This window comes from Streptomyces sp. WMMC500 (genome assembly GCF_027497195.1).
In the GTDB taxonomy this organism is placed as follows: domain Bacteria; phylum Actinomycetota; class Actinomycetes; order Streptomycetales; family Streptomycetaceae; genus Streptomyces.
Window position 1 is genome coordinate 4,024,697 of record NZ_CP114905.1, and the last position, 24,730, is coordinate 4,049,426.

The window sequence follows — 24,730 nt, forward strand, 5'->3', positions numbered from 1 at the left end:
GACCGCCTCGGCGAAGCAGTCGGCCCTTGTACGGAACCTGTACGTGCCCCCAACGGGATTCGAACCCGTGCTACCGCCTTGAAAGGGCGGCGTCCTGGGCCACTAGACGATGAGGGCCGACGGCCCGCCGGGGCGCTGGCTGAACGGCGCTCGGGGGCTCCAGCAGGATATGGGATGGCGGGGGAGATCGCCAAAACGATTCCTTCCGGAGCCCTCCGCGCGCACCCGGCGGGCCGTGGGGAGGGGGTGAGGGACGGGTGAGGGGACGAGCGGGGCCCGTCAGGCGATGACGAAGAGGAGTGAGGCCAGGCCGAAGGCCGAGAGGCCGATCGTCGTCTCCCTCACCGTCCACGTCTTCAGCGTCGTCTTCACGTCCATGTTGAAGAACCTCCCCACCAGCCAGAACCCCGAGTCGTTCACATGGCTGGCCGTGACCGACCCCGCCGCCGTGGCCAGCACGATCGCGGCGAGTTGCACCGCGTTGCAGTCCGCGTCCATCACGACCGGCTGGATCAGCCCCGCGGCCGTCGTCAGGGCGACGGTGGCCGGGCCCTGGGCGACGCGGAGAGCGGTGGCGACGACGTACGCGACGCCGCCGCCTTGATGTCGCCCCTTGCCAGAGGAACACCCGCAGGTAGTCGACGCTTTCCGGTGATGGCGCGTCCATCTGCGCGGCGTCCGGTCGGCCCGCCACAATCGAGCGCGGCAGTGCCGTGCGCCTTCCCTTCTCAGATCATGAGATGGACGCCGTCGTTACCGACCCCCCTACGACGACGTGATCGACTACAGCGACTCCAGTGACATCTTCTGTGTCTGGGCCAAGCGCGCGTTGATGACCGCCGATCGAGCCCTGTCGCTGTCGATACACCCGGCGGGGGTGCAGGAAAAGGACGAGGAAGTCATCATCAAGCGCGGAGGAGCACCGGCGCGTGATCACCGTGACAAGAAGCATTACGCCACCATGATCGGCCGTGCCTACGCCGAGATGGCCCGTGTCGTCGACGACGACGGCGTGGTGACGATCGTCTTCGGCCACGGTGACCCTGAGGTGTGACACCGGATGCTCAAAGCACTGTCGGAGGCGGAGCTGGTCCTCACCGGGTCTTGGCCGGCGAAGACGGAGTCCGGTGGTGGCAGCGCAGGCTCCGCCAACATCGTCACCACGCTGACGATGTCCTGCCGACGGGCTCCCGAAGACCGCCCCGAGGGGCGGATGGCCCAGGTGGAGAACCAGATCAAGGCGCAGATCCGAGAACGCATGAATCTGTGGAACGCATCCGGCCTGGCGATCACGGACATGCTGATGGCCTCGGCGGGGCCCGCTATGGAAGTGGCTGGGACGTACAGCAAGATCACGACCAGCATGGCCGAGGAGGTCGAACTGGACCGCTTCCTGGTGACCGCGCGGCGCGCCGTCCGCGAAATCTCAGCAATTCCCAAACTGCGACTGGAGGACTAACACGGATCCTGCTGCTAGAGTGCTCAACGCCCCCCGCGAACTCGCCGGTCGATTGCGGAAAGTGAGCCTCCGCATTCGTTCGGAATTGCAGATTCCGCCCGCTCACCGGGGCTTTTCAGCCGTACCTGCAAAGCCTGGCCGCGGCTGCCCCGGGCCGCGAAGCTTGTCGATGAACCCGTTCATCGACCAAACGGGGAGACAGACCATGGCTGCACGCAAGGCGGGCGCCGCGCTCACCGCGTTAATCATGCTCTCGGTCGGCCGCACGCTGACCGGCACCACCACCGCGAAGGCCGCAAAAAACTGCTACGACGGCTTTAAGAGCCCAACCAAGGCCGGGGGTCGCTCCTACTACCCGACCAACCGGGACGCGTACTGCCAGAGCAGATGGAAGATCATGCCCAAGGACAAGTGGAGGTCATCGCCACGAACGTCAAGGATGGCACCAAGTTCCGGTTCAGATTCAAGGGAGCACCATAGCCCGCGGCATCTGAGCCGCCTGAGCCCACCCACGTCCGGAACTCCGGCGGGGGCCGGCCGGCGGCGTGCGGTGGAGCGCGAACGCAGTGGACACGATCGGTGATCCGAACCGAAAACCTCAGAAGACCCTTCGTGGGTGGCCCTCCCATGACACCGATCACATTGATCTAGTGGACACGTGCCTTGCCACTTCCTCAAGTCCAGTTCCTCAAAGAAAGGGATGCACACTATGACGACCTCCGGACGTTCACCAATCTCAGGTTTCGCACCGCGGCGAAGATCACTTCTGCTCGGTGGGACCGGTGGTGCCGCGGCGCTGGCTCTGGGGTTAGGCGGCAGGGCTGCCGCCGGCCAGCGCGACGAGCCGCTCCAGGTCGATTTCGACCTCGAGAACGGCAACTACATCGAGTTCACCCGGCCCGCCGATGAGGCGGACGCCGCGAATGACGCCTTAGCGAATTTTTTCGGCCCCATGGACGTGACCGTGATCCTATGGGTCGCCCAGCACATCCTGTTCTCGTGGTTCGACGCGTTGGCGCCTTACCACCCGACCGCGGTAGGCGTGCATTCCCGGATCGGCCGCCGTCCCTCCAGCGAGTCTGCCACCAACGGGAATATGAACATCGCCTGCATTTACGCACAGCAGCAGGTGCTGAAGAGCCTGCTGCCGACGCGGGCGCAGGACGTCCGGGATCTGATGACCGCGCTCGGTTTGGATCCCGACGACGAGTCGGAGAACCCGACCAGCCCGGTCGGCATCGGCAACATCGCCGGCAAGGCCGTCGTCAGGGCCCGCGAGCGGGACGGCATGAACTTCCTCGGTGACGAGGGCCGCACGTACAATGGTCAGCCCTTTGAGGACTACACCGGCTACCGGCCCGTGAACACCTCCTACAACCTCGTCAACCCCTCGCGCTGGCAGCCGGCGTCGGGCCCGCACGCCGGCCGCCGCGTCGGCGGAGGGCATGGTGACGTAGGCGTATTCGTCGACCAGCGGTTCATCACCCCGCAGCTGCGGCTGGTCAAGCCCTACAGCTTCGACGACCCGAGCCGGTTCCATGTCCCCCCGCCCGAGCACATCGACCACACCAGGCCCCGCGATTTCAAGCGCTCGGTGGACGAAGTCCTGAAGGCGTCGGCTGCGCTCACGGACAAGCAGAAGATGTTCGCGGAGGTCATGGACAACAAGTTGTGGGGCCTCGGCTACTCGTCGGTGGTCATAGCTCGGAACCACAGCGCCGAGCTGGACATGCACGGCTGGCTTCACATCACGCTCACGCACACCTTGGCGACGTTCGATGCGCTGATGCCCGTCTGGGACCAGAAGGTCAAGTACGACTCCGCGCGGCCGTTCAGCGCGGTCCGGCACGTGTACGGCAGCACCCCGGTGACCGCCTGGGGCGGAGTCGGCAAGGGGACGGTCAACGACATCCCCGCCGATGAGTGGTCCAGCTATCTGCCCGTGGGGAACCATGCGGAGTACCCGTCCGGCTCCACGACGCTCTGCGCCGCCGCGGCGCAGGCATCACGGCGCTTCTTCGACTCCGACACCCTGGACTGGCGGTTCACCGTGCCTGCCGGCTCGGGGCTGACAGAGCCGGGGATCGCCCCCGCCAACGACGTCGAGCTGCACTTTCCCACCTGGACGGACTACGTGAAGATCTGTGGTGCGAGCCGGGTATGGGCCGGGGTGCACTTCAAGAAGACGATCGAGCGGTCCATCGCATTCGGTGAGCAGTTCGGCGACCTGGCCTACGAATTCGTGCAGCGCCACATCAACGGCGACGTCAGGGACTGATCCCGCCGCCGCGGCGGCGGGGTGACTGACCCCGCCGCCGCGGCGCCGGCCGCTTGAGGGCCTTCGACAGGTACGGGCGCCTGGCGGCCATGGCGGCGAGGAAGGTGTTTTGGTTTCTGAGTGTGGTCGCCCGAGCCCGCCCACGAGGCTCTGGTGGACCTGGAGGCCTTCGTGCTGGCCCAGCAGGTCGCCGAGCGCCGGGCGCGCTCGCGCACCGCCGCCGGCGCCAACCGGCACCCCGCCACCCGCCGCAGTTACCCGCTGCGCAGCTACCTCTTCCACGCCGGCTGCGGACGCCGCACGGGATTCGAACCCGTGCTACCGCCTTGAAAGGGCGGCGTCCTGGGCCACTAGACGATGAGGGCCGACGGCCCGCCGGAGCGCTGGTGATCGGCGTTCGGGGACCCCAGCAGGATATGGGGTGGCGGGGGGATCGCTAAAACGATTCCTTCCGGGGGCGGCTAGGCGGCGACGAAGAGGAGGCAGGACAGGCCGAAGGCGGAGAGGCCGATGGTCGTCTCCATCACCGTCCAGGTCTTCAGCGTCGTCTTCACGTCCATGTTGAAGAAGCGGCCGACCAGCCAGAACCCCGAGTCGTTCACGTGGCTGGCCGTGACCGAGCCCGCCGCCGTGGCCAGGACGATCGCGGCGAGCTGGACCGCGTTGTAGTCCGCGTCCATCACGACCGGCTGGATCAGCCCCGCCGCCGTCGTCAGGGCGACGGTCGCCGAGCCCTGGGCGATGCGCAGGGCGGTGGCAACGAAGTACGCGACGACGATGACCGGCAGGCCCAGGTCGCTCATCGCGTCGGCGAGGGCGTCGCCGATGCCGCTGGCGCGCAGGACGCCGCCGAACATGCCGCCCGCACCCGTGATGAGGATGATCGCGCAGACCGGGCCGAGCGCGGAGTCGACGAGCTTCTCGATCGTCTCCAGGCCCTTCCCCCGGCGGGTGCCCAGGACGTACGACGCGACGAAGACCGTCAGCAGCAGGGCCACCGGGGTGGAGCCCAGGGCGCGGGCGACGTTGTACCAGGACTCCGTGTCCTCCACCCAGCCCGCCGCGCGGGCGGTGTCGAGGCCGGTGTTGGCGAAGATCAGCACCAGCGGGAGCATGAGGAGCCCGATAACGGTCGACGCGCTCGGCGGGTCGGCCTCCTTCTCCTCCTGCGGGCCGCCGGTGAGGATGTCCGGAACCTCCAGGACGATCTTCTCGCCGATCCACAGGCCGTAGAGGTAGCTGGTGACGTACCAGATCGGGATGGCCATGACCACGCCGATCGCCACGACGAGCCCGACGTCCGCGCCCAGCAGTTCGGTGGCGGCGACGGGGCCGGGGTGCGGCGGGACGAAGACGTGCATGACGGAGAACGCGCCCGCGGCCGGCAGCCCGTAGCGCAGGACGCCGCCGCCGAGGCGGCGGGCGACGGTGAAGACGATCGGCAGCATCACGACGAGGCCGGCGTCGAAGAAGATCGGGAAGCCGAAGATCAGTGACGCGAGGCCGAGCGCGAAGGGGGCGCGGTCCTCGCCGAACTTCCGGATCATGGAGTCCGCGAGGCTCTGCGCGCCGCCGCTGACCTCCACCAGCCGGCCCAGCATCGCGCCGAGGCCGACGAGCAGCGCGACGCTGGCCAGCGTCGAGCCGAAGCCCTCGGTCGCCACCGGGACCACCTGGGCGGCCGGGATGCCGGCGGCGAAGGCGGTGAGGATGCTGACGGTGACCAGCGCGAGGAAGGCGTGGACGCGCAGGTAGATCACCATGAACAGGAGCACGGCCACGGCCGCGCCGGCTATCGCGAGCAGCGGGCCCGCGGACATCGTCTGGGTCCAGTCTTCGACCTCTTGGGCCAGATGCACCGTGGTCATCGGAAAAGCTCCATCGCTTCTCGGTTACGGGGACGGTTGTGGGGACGGTTACGGGGACGGGGTTGCGTCGGACGTTCGGGGACGTGTGGGGTGTGCGTCGCCAGAGGCGTTACGGGGCCGGTCGTTGGGGTCCGCCGTGCCGCCCCGCCGTGCGGTCGAGGTACAGGCCCTACGGCCTACCCGCCCGCCTCGCCCGCCGGCACCGCCGGTCCCAGGCGGCGCAGCGCCTCCTCCGCCACCTCCTCCGGCGTCCCCCCGATGTCCACCACCACCCCGTCCTCGTCCGGCCCCAGCGGCTCCAGGTCCGCCAACTGCGAGTCGAGCAGCGCGGGCGGCATGAAGTGGCCGGATCTGCCCTCAAGGCGGCGGGCCACGGTGTCGTGGTCGCCGTTCAGGTGGACGAAGCGGACGCGGGGGCCGGCGTCGCGGAGGACGTCGCGGTAGGTCCGCTTGAGTGCGGAGCAGGTGACGATCGCGTTCTCGCCGGCGTCCGCCCACGCGGCCAGCCACGCGGCGATGGCCCGCAGCCAGGGGCGGCGGTCGGCGTCGGTGAGGGGGGTGCCGGCGCGCATCTTCTCGATGTTCTTACGGGGGTGGAAGTCGTCGGCCTCCGCGAGCGCCCAGCCGAGCCGGTCGGCGAGGAGCCGGGCGACGGTGCTCTTGCCGGCGCCGGAGACGCCCATGACCACGAGCCCGGTCTGGGTGCCCGGGGTGATCAGCCGTCGCGGCGAGGGCGAGGACATGACGGCCTCCCTAGAATGGTGTTACCAATCGCTGGGAAAGGTAGCACCAATGACCGAGACCGGGGAAGGGTCGCGCCCGGGATACTCTGCAGCGGTGGAGCTACGGGGCATTGGCCATGGAAAGCGGAAGAACACGACGACGTCCCCGCCGCCCCCCGCCGTGGCCGCCGTCGTCCTCCACAGCTCCGTCCTCGACACCATCGGCGAGGAGATCACCGGCAACGCCCTGCCCGAGGGCCACGTGCTCACCCTGGAGCAGATCCGCGAGCGCTTCGGCGTCTCCCGCACCGTCGCGCGCGAGACCATGCGGATCCTGGAGTCGATGGGCCTGGTCCGCTCCCGCCGCCGCGTCGGCATCACCGTCCAGCCCCGCGCCTCCTGGAACGTCTACGACCCCCGCGTCATCTGGTGGCGCCTCTCCGGCCCCGGCCGCAACGCCCAGCTCCGCTCGCTGACCGAGCTGCGCATCGCCGTCGAGCCGCTCGCCGCCGGGGCCGCCGCCCGCAGCGCCTCCGCCGCAGAACGCGAACGGGCCACCGAGATCGCCGCCACCCTCCGCGCCCTCGGCGAGGCCGGCGACCTCGACCGCTTCCTGGAGGCGGACGTCGCCTTCCACACCCTGCTGCTCCAGGCCAGCGGCAACGAGATGTTCGGCGCGCTCGCGGACGTCGTGGCCGTCGTGCTCCAGGGCCGCACCCAGCTCGGGCTGATGCCGCACCACCCCGAGCCGGAGGCGCTCGACCTGCACGAGGCCGTCGCGGACGCCGTCGCGGGCGGGCGCGCGCGGGACGCGGAGACCGCGATGCGCGAGCTGCTGGCGGAAGTGCGCCACGCGATGCTCCCGCTCTGGGAGCCGCGCACCCGCGGGTGACCCTCCGTACGCGTACGGAAATCGGAAAACGAGAAGGGCCCCGCCGGCCGTCCTTCGACGGCTGGCGGGGCCGCCTCGCGGGGTTGTCCGCGTTGTCCGGCGCTCAAGGGCCGGACAACGCTCAGTGCTTCTCCAGCTCCACCTTCGGCAGGATCTTCGCCAGCGGCGCCGGCAGCCACCACGCGCGCCGGCCCATCAGCTCCATCGCGGCCGGCACCACCATGCACCTGAGGATGACCGCGTCGACGAAGATCGCCACCGCGAACGCCAGTCCCGACTGTTGCAACAGCCGTGTCGGGCTGAGGATGAAGGCCGCGAAGATCACGATCATGATCGAGCCCGCCGCCGTGATCACCGTGCCGGTGCGGGCCAGGCCCTCCCGGACGGCGCGCGACGGGTCGCCGTCCTTGGAGGTGACCCATTCCTCGTGCATCCGGGAGATCAGGAAGATCTCGTAGTCCATCGAGAGGCCGAAGACGATCGCGAAGACCATCACCGGCACGAACGCCTCGATGGGTCCGCCCTCGAACCCGAACCTGCCGTCCTGGAAGACCAGCTTCATCACGCCGAGTGCGGCGCCGATGCTGAGGACGTTCAGGAACGCGGCCTTCAGCGGGATGAGGACCGACCGGAACACCGCCATCAGCAGGATGATCGCGAGCCCCACCACGATGATCATGAACAGTGGCATGCGGTCGGCGAGCTTGCCGGCGTAGTCCTCGGACCCGGCCGTGGGCCCGCCGACGAGGTACTCCGCGCCGTTGTCCTGCGTCAGCCCCGGCAGCACGTCGTCGCGCAGGGTGCCGACCAGCTCCGTGGTCTCCTCGTCCTGCGGCGAGGAGGCGGGGTAGACGATGAGCGTCGCGGCCTCGCCGTCCGGCGTGGGGATCGGGGGCGCGGTGGCCGCGACGCCCTCGGTCTCGCCGAGCGTCTGCGCCGCCGCCGCGGCGGCGTCCTCGGCGTTGCCGTCGCCGCCCTCGGTCACGATCAGCAGCGGGCCGTTGAACCCGGGGCCGAAGGCCTCGGTGAGCAGGTCGTACGACTGCCGGCTGGTGGAGTCGCTCGGGTCGTTGCCCGCGTCGTTGAAGCCGAGGCGGATGTTCAGCGCCGGGAAGGCGAGGGCGCCGAGGATCACCGCGGCGGCCAGCAGGGCGGCCAGCGGGCGCTTCTGCACCCCCGTGGCCAGCTTCCGCCAGCCGTCACCCTCCTCGCCCTTGCCCTTGGCCCTGCGCTTCTCGGCGCGCGCGAGGAACTGGCGGGCGAAGCGCTTGCCGAAGATGCTGAGCAGCGCGGGCAGCAGGGTCAGCGAGGCGATCATCGTCATCAGCACGGTCAGCGCCACGGACAGCGCCATGCCCTGGATCGAGCCGAGGCCGAGGGCGGTGAGGCCGAAGAGCGCCAGGATGACGGTGCAGCCGGCGAAGAAGACCGAGCGGCCCGCGGCGTCCATGGCCGTGATGGTGGCCTTCTCCGGTTCGACGCCGCGCACGAGTTCTGTTCGGTAGCGGGCGAAGATCAGCAGCGCGTAGTCGATGCCCACGCCGAGGCCGACGAGGAACATGGTCGGTGGCGTCCAGGACGCGATGGTGAAGAGGTGCGACGCCAGGAGGATGATGCCGACCGTCGAGCCGACCGCGAAGAGGGCGATCATGATGGGCAGGCCGGCGGCGATGAACGTGCCGAACATGATCACCAGGATCACCAGCGCGGCGACCAGACCCACCATCTCGCCGACGCCGGTCTCGCCCTCGGACAGCGTCCGGATGGCCTCACCGCCCAGTTCGACCCGGAGTCCCTCGCCCTCGATGTCCTGCGCGACTTCCTGGATGCGTTCTGTGTCCTCGACCGGGATGTCCGCCGACGCCACTTCCAGCTGCGCGGTGGCGTAGCCGATCGTGCCGTCCTCGGAGACCGCCGTCGGGTTGTCGTAGACGCTCTGGACGTCGCCGACGTTGGGCAGCTTCGCGACCTCCGCGAGCATCGGCTCGACGCGGTCCCTTACGCTGGCGAGCCCGCCCTCGTTCTGGAAGACGATGTCGATGGTGTCCCCGGCGTTGCCCGCGCCGTGCTCTTCCAGGAGGTCGGCGGCGGCCTGCGACTCGGTGCCGGGGAGTGAGATGTCGTCCTTGTACGCGTCGCCCGCGGCGGTGGCAATGGCCCACACGCCGGCCAGGACCGCCACCCACAGGGTCACGGCGAGCCATTTGCGGCGATAGGCGAAGCCCCCGACCCGGACGAACACCCCCTTCTGGAGGGGCGGTTCTGAGCTTTGTTCTCGGTTCTCGGTAATCGTCATGATCTCTTCCCCGGAGGGTCGTCAAGGGTCCCCGGGGTGGGCCCCGGGCTTCCGTAGCCTGTTGACGACGTAGCCTTCCGAGGTGTGACATGGACACTCGTCGGAGCGGGTCCGTGCCACAACGTGACCGTTTTTCGCCCAGTACGGGACAGGGGAATGATGAAGCGGGACGTACGGGACACCAGACGAAACACCCCACAAGACACCGCCCGGGACACCGAGGAGCTGCTCGCGCGGTCCTTCGAGGCCAACCGCCCCCGGCTGCTGCGCGTGGCGTACACCATGACCGGCTCCCTGGTGGAGGCCGAGGACTGCGTGCAGGAGGCGTGGCTGCGGCTGCGCCGGCTCGACGACCCAGGCACCGTACGGGACCTGGGCGCCTGGCTGACGACGACGGTCAGCCGGCTGGCGCTGGACGCCCTGAGCAGCGCGCGGGCGCGGCGCGAGCAGTACGTCGGCACGTGGCTGCCGGAGCCGCTGGTCGCGGACCGCTCATACGACCCGGTCGACCGGGTGACGCTGGACGAGTCGGTGAGCATGGCGCTGCTGGTGGTGCTGGAGCGGCTGTCGCCGGCCGAGCGCACCGCGTTCGTGCTGCACGACGTGTTCAGCGTCCCGTTCCCCGAGATCGCCGACGTCGTCGGCCGCTCGCCTGCGGCCGTACGGCAGTTGGCGTCGCGGGCGCGGAAGCAGGTGGAGGACGGCCGGCCGCGGACACCGGCGACGGAGGCCCAGCAGCGGGAGCTGGTGGACGCGTTCGCGGCGGCGTGCCAGAACGGCGACCTGCCGGGGCTGATCGCGCTGCTCGACCCGGACGTGGTGATGCGCGGCGACGGCGGCGGCAAGGTCGCCACGCTGCAGCACATCGAGCGCGAGGCGGCGCGGGTGGCGCCGATGATCCTGGGGCACGCCGACGCCGTGGGGCCGCTGGACATCCGCCCGATCGAGGTCAACGGCACGGCGGGGCTGGTGACCCGCGAGGCCGACGGGCAGATTGCTGTCACGTCGTTCACGGTGGACGCGGGGCGGATCAGCGCGATCAACATCATGCGCAACCCCGACAAGCTCGCGATGGTCCCGGACCTGGACTGAGCGGGCCGCTCACCTGCGCGGGACCGGGAAGGCCACCGGGCTGCGGCGGCCCTCCCGGTCCACCGCGCGGACGCCGAAGAAGAGGTTGTCCTTCGACTCCGGCACGGTGTGCCGGGTCACGTCGCCGACCGGCTCCACGTGCGTCCACTCCGGCGCCGTCGTCTCCCGCCACACCACCTCGTAGCCCGCGAGGTCCGGCTCCGTGCCGCGGTCCCAGACCAGTTCGGTGTCGTTGGTCAGCGCGGAGGTGACGATCCCGGCGCCCGTCGGCGTGCCCGGGGCCTGCGCGAGGGTCCAGACGGCGGCGAGGTTGACCCGCGCGACGCGCGCGATGTAGCCGAAGTCACAGAACTCGGGCAGGTCGCCGTACTGCTTGCCGTCCTCCACGCGGACGTCCTGGTGCTGGTGCGCGTAGTCCTCGGCGGGTTCGGTGAAGCGGGCGGCGGGGAAGCGGCGTTCGAGGAACGGGATGTGGTCGCCGCCGCGCAGATAGCGGTCGCGGCGGTAGATGACGCGGACGTCCATGCCCGTCGCGTCGCCCGCGGCCACGTCGCGTACGAAGCGGGCGAGCTGGCGCGCCGGGGAGTCGTTCTCGCCGCCGACCGAGCGGCGGGTGTTCGCCTCGTCGGGGGTCTCGGCGGTGGGGACGCCCTCGGCGAAGAGCCGCACGGTGTGCGGGTCGCGGGTGCCGTCGTCGGCGGTGGAGCTGCCCACGATGTCGTTGGTGAACATGCCCTGGACGCGGGTGCCGCGGACCCGGAACTGCTCCGCCATGTGCGCGGCCCCGTACAGCCCCTGCTCCTCCCCCGCCACCGCGGCCAGCACGATCGTCGCGGCGGTGCGGCGGGTGGCCAGGATGCGCGCCAGCTCCATGGCGATCGCGACGCCGGAGGCGTCGTCGTCGGCGCCGGGGGCGTCGGAGGTGGCGTCCATGACGTCGCTGGCGCGGGAGTCGTAGTGGCCGGAGACGACGTAGACGCGGTCGGGGTCGGTGTCGCCGCGCAGGGTGGCGACGACGTTGGTGATGCGGGTGGGGACGGGGATGCGGTTGGCGGGCTGCTGGACGTACGACTGCAGCTCGACGGTCATCCGGCCGCCGGACGCGGCGGCGTGCCGGCGCAGCCGGCGGTGGATCCAGTCGCGGGCGGCACCGATGCCGCGCTCGGGGTCGTCCTGGGCGGAGAGGGTGTGCCGGGTGCCGAAGGCGGCGAGGCGGCGGACGTCGGCCTCGATGCGGTCGGGGTCGATCTCGGCGAGCAGGGCGCGCAGTTCGCGGCCGGGGCGCTGGGCCGTGGCGGGTGGCCCGTCGAGGGCGCCGTCCGCGCCGGCGCCCCGGGCACCGGACTCGGGGGCGCCGGACTCCGGGGCGGTGGGCTCGGTGGCGGCGGGGCCGGCCGCGGGGGCGGCCGAGGCGGGCGGGCCCGCGGCGACTCCGGCGGTGGCGGCGGCGCCGGCCGCCAGGACCGTTCTCCGGTTCGTCCCTCTCGTACCCCTGGAACCTCGCGGTTGCGGTGACACGGGGATCTCCCCTCCACGGCGGCGGCTGTGGTCATGTCGGTCGGGTCAACGACGGGCGCTGTCATGCTCGTTGACGCCGGAGCGACTGACAACCCCCGCGGCCGGGAACAAGACGCCCCCACACCGGTGGTGGGCCGGGTGGGGGCGTCGGGCCCGGACACGGGGGTCCGGGGTGGGCGGGCGGGGGAGGGTCCGCCCGGCCCGTCAGGGGGCGGTGCCCCAGGTGAGCGCGCCGGAGGTGTAGACGCCGACGCGCGGGTTGTCCGCCCAGGCGGTGTGCGTCGCGCGGCTGTAGTCGTCGGACTCGTCGAAGCCCGACCAGTCGCTCTTCGCCAGCCGCACCTGGATCTCGCCGGTCGACGCGCCCGGCGCCAGCGTGCCGGAGGCGAAGCCGACCGCCAGGTACCGGTCCGCGCCGGGCGCCGCCGAGCCGGAGGCGCGTACGCCGTGCGTGACGGCGCCGCAGCCGGCGGCGGCCCAGTCGCACCATGTCGCGAACGACGTCGCGCCGGTGTCGCCGCTGAACCAGTAGCGGGCCTCGACCGTCGCCAGGTCGACGGGCGTGCCGCCGGTGTTGACGAGTCGGAGGCCCATCCGGATCTGGTTGTCGCTCATCGCCGTGTCGGTGTTCACGTACTGCACCTTCACCGGCCCGCCTCCGCCGCCGCCGTCGCCGGTGGTGGCGGTCACGGGTGCCGTACGCGCGGAGGCGTTGCCCGCCGCGTCGCGCGCGCGGACGGCGTAGGCGTACGAGGTGGCCGCCGTGAGCCCGCCGTCCGTGAACGCGGTGCCGGCCGTCGAGCCGACCTGCGTGCCGTCGCGGAAGACGTCGTACGCGGTGACACCGACGTCGTCGCTCGACGCCGTCCACGACAGGGAGACGCTCGCGCCCGTCGTCCCGGTCACCGCAAGACCGGCGGGCACGGTCGGCGCCTCGGTGTCGTCGCCGGGGCCGGAGCCGCCGACCGGCGGGTGGGCGTTGGCGACCAGCTCGCGGAACTGCGCGGGGAACCAGTGGCCGGCCAGCGGCGAGTCGGGCAGCGCGCCGGGCGGGTTGTTGCCGTTGCGCGGGTTGCCCTCGTACGTGGGGTCGCACATCCGGTCGAAGCCCTTGCCCTCGTCGTTGTCGATGGGCTCGCTGGAGCCGTCGGACTCGCCCGGCGGCTTGGCCCACACGTAGGCGTCGATGCCCGGCTCGGGCGCGGCGACCGGGCGCTCGCCGAGGCCGGCGCCTGACTGGTTGCACCAGTTGCCGGCGTGGATGCGCCGGTCGACGCGGCCGCCGTCGACGAAGGCGTCGACGGAGGTGGTGGGCCCGGGGCCGGTGGGCCGGGCGGCGCCGCCCCAGCCGTTGCGGGAGGTGTCGACCAGCATGCCGAGGCCGGGGTCGAAGCCGCCGCGGGAGACGAGCAGGTCGCGCAGCGCCTGCGCGTAGGTCAGCTCGTCCACGTACTGGTTCCAGTCGATCCACTTCGCCTGCCGCACGGGGGTGCCGCCGACGTTGCCGCCGACCTCGAAGTGCGGCTCCTTCAGGGCGGAGTAGTTGGCGGTGTTGACGATGAAGCCGTGCACGTCGTCGACGGTGGCGCCCTCGGAGGTGGCGGCATTCTTGAACTCGTCCACGGCCGGGGCGAGGTTGGAGTCCCAGCCGAGCCAGCCGTGGTGGGCGGCGTCGACGTAGGTGTAGACGTGCGGGATGGCGGCCAGGGTGTCCAGCGCGTAGCCGACGCCCTTCTCGTAGTTGCCGAGTTCCTTCATCCGTACGCAGGCGTCGGTGGAGCCGGCCGTGCCGCCGGCGTTGGTGACCATGTTGGGCAGCGAGTCGGGCTCGATGAGCGTGACGATGCGCAGGCTCGCGTACTTGGGGTCGGCGAGGATGTCGGCGATCGGGTCGATGTACTGGGACTTGTAGACGTCGAGTTCCTCGGGCTTCAGCTCGCCGTTGGAGGCGAGCGCGGCGCAGTCGCGGCCCGGCAGGTTGTAGATGACGACCTGGAAGAGGTCGGCGTCCTGCGCCAGCGCCTCGTCCAGGTGCCGCTTGAGGCCCCACGCCTCGCCGACGCCGCCGATGGCGGCCCGGCGGTCCATCCAGACGAAGGTGGGCTGGTCGGCGATGGCGGCGCCGCCGTCGGCCGCGGCCTTCGCGGACCACTGGGGGTTCACGTACGGGGTGGCGCCGGCGTACGGGTTGTCCACGCGGGCGGCGGCGCCGGCGGCGGGCGCCGCGGTGCCGGTGAGGACCAGGGCGGCGCCGACGGCGAGTGCGGCGAGGATCGCCGCGGGGCGCAGGGGTCTGCGTCCGGGTCTGTGCCGGGTACGGGCCGGGGTGCCGGTGCGTCGTCGTCGGCTGCCGCCGCGGCCGGGGCTGCTTCCACCGGTGCTTGTTCGCGCTGTCATCGCGGTTCTCGTGCTCCTCTCGGATAGCGGGACCGGTGGCGGGATGCAGCGGGAAGGCTCTCCCGCCACCGGGGCTTCGCGTGCGTGCGCGGCACGTGGGGGAGTGCCCTCGACGCTCTTGGGGCACATGTCCGGTATGGGCATGCGCCTCGTCACGTCCGTGCAAGGTGCGTACTGCGTCCAAGGCTTGAAGCTATGGGAGCGCTCCCACCATCTGGCAAGCCCGCGGGGCCGTCAACCCCCCGCGCACGACCCGTTCCCGCGCCCCCCGCCCCACCGGCGCCGTTCCTCGTACGGAGATCTGAAGAATCCGCCGGGGCGCAACCCTTTGCCCGCCGCGTCGTTTTCCGGGCCGGAAACACCTCTCGCATGGACGGGCGGACAATGCTGCGGCTACTGAACAGAGCACTCGGCCGATGGACCGGCCTCCAGATCCGGCGCGCCCCCCGGCCGCAAAAAAAGAAGACCAAGGCCGCAGCCCTCGCCGTACGCGCCGGCCGCCTGCCGGACTACCGCCCGCCCACGAACCCGCAGGTCGACCGGCTGGTACGGGAGCCCGTCTTCCTCATCACCCCGGTACGTTCCGGCGCCACCCTGCTGCGCATGCTCCTCGGCGGCCACTCCCGCCTGCACGCCCCGCACGAGCTGCACGTGCGCCGACTGGAGGTCACGGCCGGCACCGATCTCGCCGTCGAGGCGATGAGCGAACTCGACCTCCAGCGGACCGACCTGGAGCACCTGCTCTGGGACCGCGTGCTCCACCGCGAGCTCGTCCGCTCCGGCAAGGACGTCCTGGTCGAGAAGACGCCGAACAACGCCTTCGCGTTCCAGCGCATCGCCACCTGCTGGCCCGACGCGCGCTTCGTCTTCCTGCTGCGCCACCCCGTCTCCATCGCGCAGTCCTGGTACGAGGCCGACCCCTCCAGCCGCACCCCGGAGGAGGCCGCGGTCCAGACCCTGCACTACACGCGGGCCACCGAGCGCGCCCGCCGCGAGCTGCCCGGGCACGTCGTGCGCTACGAGGACCTGACCACCGACCCCGAGGGCGTGCTCCGCAGCATCTGCGGCTTCCTCGGCATCGAGTACGAGCCGGAGATGCTCGACTACGGCACCCGGGAGGAGGGCGAGCTGCCGAAGGGCCTCGGCGACTGGAAGGAGAAGATCCGCAGCGGGCGCGTCCAGCAGGGGCGCGCGCTGCCCGAGCCCGCCGAGGTCCCCGAGGCGCTGCGCGAGATCAGCATCGCCTGGGGCTATCTCAGCGACCCCGCTACCCCGGCCGGCACCCTCAGCGCCGAGGTCACCGGGGTCTGGCCGCGCGACGGCCTCATCCGCATCGCCGGCCGCTTCCTGGGCGCCCCGCCGGCCCCGGACCTGACCGCGGGCCTGACCTCGGACCCGACCGCAGACCCGGCTGCGGACCCGGCCGGAGACCCCGCCGTCCGGTGGCGGCTGGCCGTCTCGATGACCGGCGCGCCCGAGCACCACCTCGACTACCCGGCGACGCTCCACGGCGCGACCTTCGAGGTGAGCGTGCCCGTCGCCGATCTGGCGCCCCCGGGCATCGCGCTGCCCGCGAAGTGGGATCTCCACCTCACCGCGGACACGGACGGGGACGTCCGCCGCGTACGGCTCCAGGCCCCGCGGACGCTGCACGACATCGAGCAGAAGAAGAACATCGTGGTCTTCCCCGCGCAGTCCGTGTCGTCCGACGCCGACACGATCCAGGTGAAGCCCTACTACACGGTCCGGAACAACCTCTCCATCACGTGCCAGCTCCGCGACGACCTCTCCCGGACGGCCTCATGAAGATCCGTTATCTGCTCCTCAACGCGTACGGCAAGGGCGGCACCATCCGCACCGTGTTCAACCAGGCCGGCTCCATGGCGGCGGCCGGGCACGACGTCGAGGTCGTCAGCGTCGTACGCCGCCGCAAGTCGCCCCGGTTCCCGCTGGACCGCCGGGTGCGCGTGACCGCCATCGTCGACTCCTACGGCGCGCCGCCCGCCCCCGAGCCGTCCGCGTGGGCCGCCCGGTTCAGCGGCCGCGGCCGGGCCTCCCGGTTCGTACCGAACGGCGAGGTCGCGCGCGAGCACTTCACCCGGGACGTGGAGTCGCGGGTGATCCGCTGGATGGCCCGGCTGCGCGGCGGGGTGCTCGTCACCACCCGCCCCGCGCTCAACATCCTGGCCGCCCAGCACGCCAGCACGGACGTCGTCCGGGTCGGCCAGGAGCACATGAACCTCGCCACCCACCCGCTGGACGTGGGCACCGCCATCGTCCGCCTCTACCCGCGCTTCGACGCGGTCGCCGTGCTCACCGAGCGCGACCGCGAGGAGTACGCGCGGCTGCTCCCCGGCACCCGCGTCGTGTGCATCCCCAACGCCGTCCACACCGGGCGCAAGCGGCAGTCGTCGTACGCGAACCCCGTCGCCGTCGCCGCCGGCCGGCTGAAGGGCCAGAAGGGCTTCGACATGCTCATTCCGGCGTTCGCGAAGGCGGTCGCCGAGCGCCCCGAGTGGCAGTTGCGGATCTTCGGCAACGGCGACAGGGAAGCGCATCTGCGCAAGCTCATCGACAAGCACCACGTCTACAACCACGTCTTCCTCATGGGCTTCACGCCGCACCTCGACGACGAGCTGGCCAAGGCGTCGATGTTCGTGCTCAGTTCGCGCTTCGAGGGCCTGCCGATGGTGATGATCGAGTCCATGACGCACGGGCTGCCCGTGGTCAGCTTCGACTGCCCGACGGGCCCCGCGGACGTCCTCACCGACGGCCGGGAGGGGCTGCTCGTACCGCCGCGGGACATCGACGGGCTCGCGGTGGCCATGGGCGAGTTGATGGACGACGAGGGCATGCGCGTGGACATGGGCACGGCGGCGCTCGCCAAGTCGCGGATGTACGCGCCGGAGGCGGTGCACCCGCGGTGGGAGGAGCTCTTCGCGGAGCTGGCGGCGGAGCGGGCCGGGCTGCGGCGCAAGCTCGTACGGACGGCCGCCTGAGGGTCCGTACGGCGAACGGCCCCCGATCCGTCGCCGGATCGGGGGCCGTCCTCATCACTGCCGTACGGCGGTGCCGCACCTGTTCATCTGCGGTGCGGGCCGCCCGCGGTCACCGCGCCCGGTAGGCGTCGAAGATCCGCATCTGGACGCTGTTGCCCTGCTGGTCCACCGCCTTCGCCTTGAACGACACGCTCTTGCCCGCGGCCGGGTTGACCACGGTCACCTTGCCGTCCCGCACGGGCAGTACCTTCCAGGTCGCGCCGGCGTCGGTGGAGGACCACACGCTCAGCGACCTGAGGTTGTCCCCCGCCGCCGCGCCCAGCACCTTGACCGGCACCTTCTTCGCCGCCCCCGCGTTGGAGCTGCTCGCCGCCGACAGCGTCGGCGAGAAGCGCACCACGGACAGCGGCAGCTTCTTCGCGCTGTCGGTCCTGGCGGAGGCGAAGGTCCAGGTGGCGGTCACCTTCGTGGACGTCCGCGCGACGGTGGCCGGGCGGGTGGAGGAGGTGGTGAGCTTGTAGTCGGCGCTGCCCGCCGGCACCGTGAACCGGGTGCCGATCGGGATGTCGGCCACCGACTCCAGCTTCTCGCCGTTGCGGTACAGGGTGGTGTCCGCGTTCTCGTACGCCGAGTAGCCGAAGTGCGCGGTGCTGTCGAGATAGATCGGCACGAGGGTGTCGATCGTGTTGCCGTCGCGGTAGACGCCGGTGTCCCGGGTCAGAATCGGGCCGACCACGGCGGCGTTGAAGGACTCCTTGTACGTGCTGCCGCCGGCGTAGGTGCGCGGCTGCGTAATGTACGCGATGTCCTCCCACTCGTCGCCGAGCTGCCAGTACTCCAGCTCCCAGTTGATGCGGTCCCCGCCGCGTACGTACAGCGTGCCCTCGTACGGCAGGTCCCGCGCGGTGGCCGTGGCGCCCGTGCTGCCGCCGATGTACGGCACCGCCCACACCCAGCCCTGCCGGTCGTCCGCCGAGGAGCCGAGCGTGAGGTCCAGTTCGGCCAGCTCGCTCTGCGGGGTGGCCCGCGTGATGCCGGTCCACGCGGTGGTGCGGTTGGCGTCGCTGTAGACGGTCTGGTACTCGGTGCGCTCGTCGCCCGCGAAGTTCACCTGCACCTGCTGGTACAGCTCGCCGGCCGCGGTCGCCGGGCCGAGGTGCGCGGTGCGGGCGTCGACGTCGCCGTCGACGAAGGTGCCCATTCCCGCGCCCAGGTCACCCGCGTCGACTTCCAGGCTGATGTCGACGTTCGTCCGTACCGCGGCCTCGTCCGGCACGGTGACGTTGATCGGCTTCGCCGTCCTGGCGTCCAGGGTGACGGTGGTGTCCCCGGTGACGTCCAGGCGCGGCTGGTTGATCCAGTCGTACTCGGTCAGCTTCTCGCCCGCGTACGTCGCGACATCGCCGCTGACCAGGTAACGGCCCTTCGGGACGCGCACGGTGGCGGTGCTCTGGCCCTCGGTCCCCTCCCAGACCTCCCAGTTGCCCTCTTCCATGCCCGTCAGCAGCGCGGAGCCGCCCGTGGTCGGCTGCCCGTCGCGGCCCAGGAACGTGAGGGTGACGTCGTACGCCTCGCCCTCACGCTCCACGCCGCCCGGGGTGACGACACGCTGTCCGCCGCCGGTCGCCGTGACGTACACGGAGTACACGCCGTCGGTGCTCCCGAGGCGGGTGTCCGCGGTCACCGGCACCTCGGCGGTGCCGCCGGCCGGGACGGTGACCTCGTCGGCGCCCAGGGTGAACATCCCCGCGGGCGCGGCGGCGCCGCCGGGCTGCACGGTGGACGACGACAGTGCCAGCGTCACGTCCTCCTCGCCCAGGTTCCGGTACGTGATCGACTTCGTCACCGGCTCGTCGTCCTGGTGCGGCCACTCCTGCCTGCCGAAGCTCAGCGACGCCGGCTCGCTCACCACCGACTGCCCGAGCGCCTGGTCCGAGGCGATGAGCCCGGCGCCCTGGCCGAACGCGCCGCGCTTGGCGGCGGGCTTGGCGGACGCGGACAGCGCCGCCTTGAGCTGCGCGCCGGTCCAGTCGGGGTGCTGCTGCGCCAGGAGCGCGGCGGCGCCCGCGACGTGCGGTGTCGCCATGGACGTACCGTCGATCGTCAGATACCCCTCGGGGTTCTGGCCGACCTCCTGGTCGATGACGCTGCCGGGCGCGGCGGCCGCGGTGATCGCCACGCCGGGGGCGGTGACGTCGGGCTTGACGGCGCTGTCGCCGATCCGCGGGCCGCGGGACGAGAAGCCCGCCAGGCCGCCGTTCGGGCCCACGGCGCCCACGGTGAGCGCGGCGTCGGCGGAGCCCGGCGAGGAGATGGTGTGGCTGCCCGACCCCTCGTTGCCGGCGGCCACCGCGAACAGCACGCCCTCCTCGGCGGAGATCCGGTTGACGGCCTCCTCCAGCGGGTCGACCTCGGGGGTGTCGCCGCCGCCGAGGCTGAGGTTGACGATGTCGGCGTCCTGGGCGACCGCCCACTCGAAGCCGGCGAGGATGCCGGAGTCGTCGCCGAAGCCGTCGTCGTCGAGCACCTTGCCCGCGAGGAGCTTCGCGCCGGGTGCCACGCCGGTGAGCTTGCCGTCCGACTTCGCACCCGTACCGGCCGCGATGGAGGCGACGTGGGTGCCGTGGCCGTAGCGGTCCTCGGCGTCGGCGGCGGGGGTGAAGTTCTCGGTGCCGACGACCTGGCCCGCGAGGTCCGGGTGGGTCTCGTCGACGCCGGTGTCGAGTACGGCGATCTTCACGCCGTCGCCGTCGTAGCCGGCGTCCCAGGCGGCCGGGGCGCCGATCTGCGGCACGCTGACGTCCAGGCTGGCGCGGCGCACGCCGTCCAGCCAGACGCGCCTGACGCCGGACTCGGCGGCCAGCGGCGCGGCGGCGGCGGCGTCTCGTTCGACGCGGGTCAGCGCCTTCCAGACCGCGGCGGCCTCGCCCTTCTCGGTGGTGACGGCCTCGGCGTTGAGCCGCGGGAAGCGGTGCTCGACGTCGGTGCCGTCGGCGGCGTGCAGCCGGTTCTGCGCCGGAGGGCTCTCGCCGCGGTAGTCGACGATGAGCTTCAGGCCCGCGCGCTGCTGGCGTACGTACTCGGGGCGGGCCTGCAGCGTGACGTCGAACAGGCGGCGGTCCAGCGTGCCGTCGGCGACGAGCGCGGTGGCGTCGCGCGGGACGACGTAGGTGTGGCCCTCCGACTCGAAGGTGCGGATGGGTATCTCCGCGCGGCCCGGCCCGCGGGCGATCGCCGCGGCCTTGCCGTCGGCGTCGACCCGTACCCGGTCGCCGGTGATCAGCGTCACCCAGGTGCCGCCCTGCTTCGCGAACTGCGCCTGGCCGTTCCCCCCGGCTGAGCCGGCCGATCCCGCTGATCCGGCTGAAGGCGAAGCGGACGCCGCGGGCGCGGCCGTGAGGCCCGCCGTGAGCGCCGCCGCCGCGGCGGCCGCTAAGGCGGCGGAACCCGCCCTCTTGATGTGTCTGCGCACTGAACCCCTCCCTGTGCCTCAAGGGGTCAGGAGTCACTGGCGCCCCCACCCCTCCGTCACGCAATAATCCGCCAAACTTCACGGATTGGTTCCCTCCGTTTTGCGGCTCCCTCGGGCGGGGCGGGCGAAAGCGCAGGTCAGGGAGGAACAGGCGGGATTGTTCAGAGCGCTTTTTTGTTCAGCGGCGACAAGTACCGGCGTGCGTACGGCTGCTGCGTCCCGTACCGCTCACCGCACGTCGTCCTCGCGGAACTCGGCCCAGATCGCCTTGCCGTCCCCGCGCGGCTCCACGCCCCAGCCGTCGCACAACTCCTGCAGCAGCAGCACCCCGCGGCCCGACGACGCCATCTCGCCCGGGTGCCGGCGGTGCGGGAGGTTTCCGTCCGCGTCGGCGATCGTCATGCGCAGCAGGCGCCGTCCCGGCGGTCCCGTCACGTCGGCCATGACGTTGGCGGTGCTGTCCGTGTGCATCATGACGTTCGCGATCATCTCCGAGAGCGCCAGCTCCGCCGCGTCGATCTGGTCCGCCGTGGCCCAGTCGTAGAGCATGCCGCGCAGTTGGTGCCGGGCGTCCGAGATGCGCTGCTGCTCGGTCTGCGGCACCGCCAGGTACATGTGCCGCTCCGACTCCGGGTGCGCGAGCCGCGTCGCGCCCGCGGTGCGGAGCAGGACGAAGGCGATGTCGTCCTGGCTGCGCCCGGAGTGCGGTCCGCGGGTGACGTACGCGCCGGGCCCCGCGACCGCGTCCACGATCGCGTCCGCCACCGTCTCCAGGCCCGCGCCGAGCGTCGCCGCGAACGCGGCGCCGAGCCGGGCCTGCCCGCTGTAGAGGTCGTGGCCGCCGGTCTCGACCAGGCCGTCGGTGCACAGGAGCATGGTCTCGTCCGGGTCGATCTTGTGCTCGGAGACGGGGTACACCGGATCGTCCTCGATCCCGAGGGGCAGGCCGCCGTCGCTGGGGTGGATGATCATCGTGCCGTCGGGCAGCGCCACCGCGGGGTCGAGGTGGCCGGCGCGGGCCACGGTCAGGGTGCCGGCCGCCGGGTTGGCCTGGAGGTACAGGCAGGTGGCGAAGCGGGCGTCGGCGGGGTCCTCGAACTGCCGCTCGTTGAGCCGGGTGAGGAAGGCGGACGCGCGGGTCAGCACGGCGTCCGGGCGGTGGCCCTCCGAGGCGTACGCGCGGATCGCGATGCGGAGCTGGCTCATCAGCCCCGCCGCCCGTACGTCGTGCCCCTGGACGTCCCCGATGACCAGGGCCGTCTGACCGGAGGGCAGCGCGAAGACGTCGTACCAGTCGCCGCCGATCTGGAGCCCGCCGCCGGAGGGGACGTACCGCGCCGCCACGTCGAAGCCGGGGACGAGCGCGACCGCCGGCTTCATGCTGCGCTGCAGCCCCTCCGCCAGTTCCCGCTCCGACTCGTGCACGTGCACGTCCGACAGCGCCTGCCCCAGCATCCGCGCCACCGTGGTCAGCACCGACCGCTCGTCCGGCGTGAACGACACGACCTCCTCGAACGCCGCCATCCAGGCCCCGACCGTCCGCCCCTCCGCCATCAGCGGCAGGAACGCCCACGACCGGTGCGGCACGCCCTCGGCGCGCCGCCACGCCTCGGGGTAGCGGCGCGCGTACTCCTCGCGGCCGGCGATGTACACGGCGCGGCCGGTGCGCGCGGCCTCCGGGGCGGGGAACGGGAAGTCCATCGGGGTGGTGCGGAAGGGCTCGGCGTTCTCGGCGCGGTGGCCCTGCTGGCCGATGAGGACGAGGTCGTCGCCCTCGACGGCGAAGACCGCCATGCCGTCCGGCGAGAAGCCCGGCATCGACAGCGACGCCGCCACCCGCAGCACCTGGTCGGTCGAGCGCGCCTCCGCGAGCGAGCGGCCGGCGGAGAGCAGGAACGCCTCGCGGGACAGCCGCCAGTCGCTGGTCCCCCGCGGCCCCTCGCCCCGCCCGGAGGGCTCCTCGCTGAGGTCCTCGATGGTCCCGACGACGTCGATCTGCTCCGCCGCCGACTCCTGCGCCCGCATCCGCCAGCGCACCACCCGTACGACGTCGCCGCCGGTGTCGACGACGCGCAGCCGGCCCTCGGCGAGGGTGCCCTCGGCGAGGGCGAGGTCGAGGATGCCGTTGAGCTCGATGAAGTCGACGCCGTGCACCCGGGCGCGTACCGCGGAGCCGTGGACGTTGACCCGCACGGGCGGCAGCCCGAGCAGCCGGGCGGCCTGCGCATCCAGCACCACCCGGTCGGTGTGCGCCGCCCAGCGCCAGACGCCCGTACCCAGCCCGGAGAGGACCTCTTCGGTACGCATTGTCCACATTTTATGTCTCCGTGCGCGGAGTGGGGCGCTTTGGGCCGTGCGTCCGGCGCGGGCGGGGCGGGCGGAGGAGCCGGGGGCCCGGAAACGGCTTACGCGCGACGTCCCGCCTGGTGGACGATCGAGACGGGCACGTCGTCGCCTCACGTGGGCCGAACGGGAAGACGGGTACTGTGACCAGCACTGATGCCGAACGGGACCGGATCGCGGCGTTCCGCCGCGCGCTGGGCCTCGACCACCTGATCGACGTGCACACCCACTTCATGCCGCAGCGGGTGCTGGCGAAGGTGTGGGCGTACTTCGACGCCGTCGGCCCGCTGGTCGGCCGCTCGTGGCCGATCACGTACCGGCAGGAGGAGGCCGAGCGGGTGGCGCTGCTGCGCGGCTTCGGGGTGCGCGCGTTCACGTCGATGCTGTACCCGCACAAGCCGGGCATGGCGCGGTGGCTCAACGACTGGTCCGCCGACTTCGCCGCCCGCACGCCGGACTGCCTCCACACGGCGACGTTCTTCGCGGAGCCGGGCGCGGCGGACGACGTGCGGCGGGCGGTGGCGCAGGGGGCACGGGTGTTCAAGTGCCACCTCCAGGTCGGCGCGTACGACCCGAACGACCCCGTCCTCGACGAGGTCTGGGCCCTCCTCGCGGACGCCGCCCTCCCGGTCGTCACCCACTGCGGCTCCGGCCCCGTCCCCGGCCGCCACACGGGCCCGGCGCCGATCGCGGCGCTGCTGAAGCGGCACCCGCGGCTGCGGCTGATCGTGGCACACCTGGGCATGCCGGAGTACGAGGACTTCCTGACCCTGGCGGAGCGCCACGAGGACGTCATGCTCGACACGACGATGGCCTTCACGACCTTCGCCGAATCCGCGGCCCCCTTCCCGCCCCACGCCCGCCCCCGCCTGTCGGCCCTCCGGGACCGCGTCCTCCTCGGCACGGACTTCCCGAACACCCCGTACACGTACGCGGACGCCCTGGACGCGCTCACGACGCAGGACCTCGGCGAGGACTGGCTCCGCGCGGTCTGCCACGACAACGCGGCCCGCCTCTTCGGGCTGTAGGGCCCCGCCGCTTCGTTTAGGGGCCGGGGCGGGGGTTCTGCTACGCTGATCCAGCGACGTCACGGCCCGTAGCCGACGATGGAGAATCCCGGTAGGGATCACGCGTCACACTGTGCGAGACTGGCTCTCGTGCAAGCCTGGTCCTGTGGAGCAGTTTGGAGTGCTCGCCACCCTGTCAAGGTGGAGGCCGCGGGTTCAAATCCCGTCAGGACCGCCACCCTCAGGCACGCCTGAGGGCCACCCGACTGGGGACCCCGGTCCCCAGCCACCGGGCTGGGTAGCTCAGTTGGTACGAGCGTCCGCCTGAAAAGCGGAAGGTCGCCGGTTCGACCCCGGCCCCAGCCACATAGTGTGAGCAGCACAAAG

Annotated in this window: 16 protein-coding genes and 4 tRNA genes; 10 read left to right on the top strand and 10 right to left on the bottom strand. The window is 71.7% G+C overall.

Annotated features, from left to right (window positions below):
* Nucleotides 1-44: 44 nt before the first annotated feature.
* Both O7599_RS17125 and O7599_RS17130 read right to left on the bottom strand, forming a co-directional pair.
* A tRNA-Glu gene (locus tag O7599_RS17125) sits at nucleotides 45-117 on the bottom strand.
* Between the two features lie 162 nt (nucleotides 118-279).
* Nucleotides 280-696 carry a hypothetical protein gene (locus O7599_RS17130; protein WP_281623027.1) on the bottom strand — a complete coding sequence of 139 codons (417 nt, stop codon included), beginning with the start codon at nucleotides 694-696 and terminating at the stop codon, nucleotides 280-282.
* Between the two features lie 79 nt (nucleotides 697-775).
* Between O7599_RS17130 and O7599_RS17135 the strand changes: the two genes are divergently transcribed.
* From O7599_RS17135 to O7599_RS17145, 3 genes are all read left to right on the top strand, one after another.
* Nucleotides 776-1,054, top strand: coding sequence for a hypothetical protein (locus O7599_RS17135; protein WP_281623028.1), 279 nt, complete (start codon nucleotides 776-778; stop codon nucleotides 1,052-1,054).
* Nucleotides 1,055-1,060: 6 nt separating this feature from the next.
* Nucleotides 1,061-1,459: a hypothetical protein gene (locus O7599_RS17140; protein WP_281623029.1), complete on the top strand. Its 399-nt coding sequence runs from the start codon at nucleotides 1,061-1,063 to the stop codon at nucleotides 1,457-1,459.
* A gap of 709 nt (nucleotides 1,460-2,168) precedes the next feature.
* Nucleotides 2,169-3,737: a DUF6851 domain-containing protein gene (locus O7599_RS17145; protein ID WP_281623030.1), complete on the top strand. Its 1,569-nt coding sequence runs from the start codon at nucleotides 2,169-2,171 to the stop codon at nucleotides 3,735-3,737.
* Nucleotides 3,738-4,036: 299 nt separating this feature from the next.
* Here O7599_RS17145 and O7599_RS17150 read toward each other — a convergent pair.
* From O7599_RS17150 to O7599_RS17160, 3 genes are all read right to left on the bottom strand, one after another.
* Nucleotides 4,037-4,095, bottom strand: a tRNA-Glu gene (locus O7599_RS17150).
* A 103-nt stretch (nucleotides 4,096-4,198) separates the two neighbouring features.
* Entirely contained in the window at nucleotides 4,199-5,605 is a 1,407-nt protein-coding gene (locus tag O7599_RS17155; protein WP_281623031.1) for a GntP family permease, read from the bottom strand.
* Between the two features lie 176 nt (nucleotides 5,606-5,781).
* A complete protein-coding gene (locus O7599_RS17160; protein WP_281623032.1) occupies nucleotides 5,782-6,348 on the bottom strand; it encodes a gluconokinase in 567 nt (188 codons plus the stop codon).
* Nucleotides 6,349-6,442: 94 nt separating this feature from the next.
* Here O7599_RS17160 and O7599_RS17165 point away from each other — a divergent pair, with 94 nt between their 5' ends.
* Nucleotides 6,443-7,219 (top strand): FCD domain-containing protein, encoded by a 777-nt coding sequence (locus O7599_RS17165; RefSeq protein WP_281623033.1) that lies wholly within the window; start codon nucleotides 6,443-6,445, stop codon nucleotides 7,217-7,219.
* A 121-nt stretch (nucleotides 7,220-7,340) separates the two neighbouring features.
* On the opposite strand, the gene O7599_RS17170 is transcribed toward O7599_RS17165, so the two are convergent.
* Nucleotides 7,341-9,515: an MMPL family transporter gene (locus O7599_RS17170; protein WP_281623034.1), complete on the bottom strand. Its 2,175-nt coding sequence runs from the start codon at nucleotides 9,513-9,515 to the stop codon at nucleotides 7,341-7,343.
* 156 nt (nucleotides 9,516-9,671) lie between these two features.
* Here O7599_RS17170 and sigJ point away from each other — a divergent pair, with 156 nt between their 5' ends.
* A complete protein-coding gene (gene sigJ, locus O7599_RS17175) occupies nucleotides 9,672-10,607 on the top strand; it encodes an RNA polymerase sigma factor SigJ (protein ID WP_281623035.1) in 936 nt (311 codons plus the stop codon).
* Between the two features lie 9 nt (nucleotides 10,608-10,616).
* On the opposite strand, the gene O7599_RS17180 is transcribed toward sigJ, so the two are convergent.
* Both O7599_RS17180 and O7599_RS17185 read right to left on the bottom strand, forming a co-directional pair.
* A complete protein-coding gene (locus tag O7599_RS17180; protein WP_281623036.1) occupies nucleotides 10,617-12,125 on the bottom strand; it encodes a M28 family metallopeptidase in 1,509 nt (502 codons plus the stop codon).
* A gap of 204 nt (nucleotides 12,126-12,329) precedes the next feature.
* Nucleotides 12,330-14,522, bottom strand: coding sequence for a glycoside hydrolase family 6 protein (locus tag O7599_RS17185; protein WP_281623037.1), 2,193 nt, complete (start codon nucleotides 14,520-14,522; stop codon nucleotides 12,330-12,332).
* A 369-nt stretch (nucleotides 14,523-14,891) separates the two neighbouring features.
* On the opposite strand from O7599_RS17185, the gene O7599_RS17190 reads away from it, so the two are divergent.
* Together O7599_RS17190 and O7599_RS17195 are read left to right on the top strand one after the other, a co-directional pair.
* Nucleotides 14,892-16,328: a sulfotransferase gene (locus O7599_RS17190; RefSeq protein ID WP_281623038.1), complete on the top strand. Its 1,437-nt coding sequence runs from the start codon at nucleotides 14,892-14,894 to the stop codon at nucleotides 16,326-16,328.
* Nucleotides 16,325-17,521, top strand: a complete 1,197-nt coding sequence (locus O7599_RS17195) for a glycosyltransferase family 4 protein (protein ID WP_281623039.1) — start codon at nucleotides 16,325-16,327, stop codon at nucleotides 17,519-17,521. The genes O7599_RS17190 and O7599_RS17195 overlap by 4 nt, the downstream gene beginning before the upstream one ends.
* A 109-nt stretch (nucleotides 17,522-17,630) precedes the next feature.
* Here O7599_RS17195 and O7599_RS17200 read toward each other — a convergent pair whose 3' ends face one another.
* Both O7599_RS17200 and O7599_RS17205 read right to left on the bottom strand, forming a co-directional pair.
* The gene (locus O7599_RS17200) at nucleotides 17,631-20,993 is read right to left on the bottom strand and encodes a S8 family serine peptidase (RefSeq protein ID WP_281623040.1); all 3,363 of its coding nucleotides are present in this window, start codon (nucleotides 20,991-20,993) and stop codon (nucleotides 17,631-17,633) included.
* Between the two features lie 228 nt (nucleotides 20,994-21,221).
* Nucleotides 21,222-23,300, bottom strand: a complete 2,079-nt coding sequence (locus tag O7599_RS17205; protein ID WP_281623041.1) for a SpoIIE family protein phosphatase — start codon at nucleotides 23,298-23,300, stop codon at nucleotides 21,222-21,224.
* Between the two features lie 179 nt (nucleotides 23,301-23,479).
* Here O7599_RS17205 and O7599_RS17210 point away from each other — a divergent pair, with 179 nt between their 5' ends.
* The 3 genes from O7599_RS17210 to O7599_RS17220 all read left to right on the top strand — a co-directional run bounded on the left by O7599_RS17210 (nucleotide 23,480) and on the right by O7599_RS17220 (nucleotide 24,709).
* Complete coding sequence (locus O7599_RS17210) at nucleotides 23,480-24,364, top strand: amidohydrolase family protein (RefSeq protein ID WP_281623042.1); 885 nt, start codon at nucleotides 23,480-23,482, stop codon at nucleotides 24,362-24,364.
* A 139-nt stretch (nucleotides 24,365-24,503) separates the two neighbouring features.
* Nucleotides 24,504-24,581: transfer RNA gene (locus O7599_RS17215), tRNA-Asp, on the top strand.
* A 54-nt stretch (nucleotides 24,582-24,635) separates the two neighbouring features.
* A tRNA-Phe gene (locus O7599_RS17220) sits at nucleotides 24,636-24,709 on the top strand.
* Nucleotides 24,710-24,730: the final 21 nt, after the last annotated feature.